This is a genomic window from Methanophagales archaeon, from assembly GCA_021159465.1.
Taxonomy (GTDB): domain Archaea; phylum Halobacteriota; class Syntropharchaeia; order Alkanophagales; family Methanospirareceae; genus G60ANME1.
In genome coordinates this window covers 1-1012 of sequence record JAGGRR010000026.1, presented here as the reverse complement: position 1 = coordinate 1012, position 1012 = coordinate 1, and the positions used below count along the sequence as shown (strand labels likewise).

Below are 1012 nucleotides of genomic sequence, written 5' to 3'. Positions count from 1 at the left end.
GGATTTTGCACAAATCCGCACTTATCAAAATCTCCCCCACTGTTAGTTCGTTAGTTCAGGAGAAGATTCCGCTTTGAAATGTAGGTACACAGGTCTCTCATCTTCTATATCGCCAAGCCCAAACAATCCCTGCTTGACACCCTCTTTTATACAATTTCTAAGCACTTCATCAGAAACGATTCGGATCTCGCCTGGTGTTTTAAAGAAGGATTCGAGAATATTCTAAAATGTTCCTTCTTCAGACTATTCTTAAAAATGTCTTTCTCCTCGGCTTTTAGTCTCTCCTCATTCTCTTTTATACTTTCCATTTTGTTCAAGGGGATGCGATTCAAATTCGGCTGGTTTGTAAAGAAGAATTTGCCGCTGGACTGAATGATAAAAGGCTTTCTTGATTCCTGCACCGCATATACGACCAGCGAAAGAAGCCTTGAACACACCTCTTGTACGTTCAAATTCAGGGTAAGAGCCCCATTTCCTGTATAGTACATCAATAACATCTGGCTGAAAAGGATAGCTCTTTCTATAACGTCCACGATAACTTGACCTATCCACGCCTTCTGGAAGCATCTTCTCCCGCTCTGTACTCTGTATAAACCATGGATTCCTCTATAATCTCTCTCGCCTCCTCTTCTTAACACTACTGAAAAGTCGCCTCCGAATCATGGAATATAGCTCCTCATCATGTACACGTGTGTATACCTTCTCCACTATACCAGATCGCTCCAGGAGTTGGCTGAGCGGTTTTTGGTCGTGTTCCTCGTAATGCGATCTGGAAGGGTATGTGAGAACCAGAAAGGTCTTTGTCAATAGTTCTTACTGTATCGGTTAAACGCCGCATGAAAGTCAGCACCTGAGAAGCCAAAGTGGAGTTTTCAACTTTTATCCCGGAAGCTGCAATTACATACTTCAGTATCTCATCCATTAGAATCTGCAGTGGTTGATGAGCTATAAAGAGCGATCTTAATTTTTCACTACCGGGTGAGGTTCTGCCTTTTAATTTATCAATATTTTA

Annotated in this window: 2 protein-coding genes; both read right to left on the bottom strand. The window is 41.8% G+C overall.

Annotated elements, in window-relative coordinates:
• Positions 1–285: 285 nt before the first annotated feature.
• Positions 286–567: a hypothetical protein gene (locus tag J7J01_01560; protein MCD6209579.1), complete on the bottom strand. Its 282-nt coding sequence runs from the start codon at positions 565–567 to the stop codon at positions 286–288.
• Positions 568–679: 112 nt separating this feature from the next.
• A complete protein-coding gene (locus J7J01_01555; GenBank protein MCD6209578.1) occupies positions 680–922 on the bottom strand; it encodes a hypothetical protein in 243 nt (80 codons plus the stop codon).
• Between the last annotated feature and the right edge of the window lie 90 nt (positions 923–1012).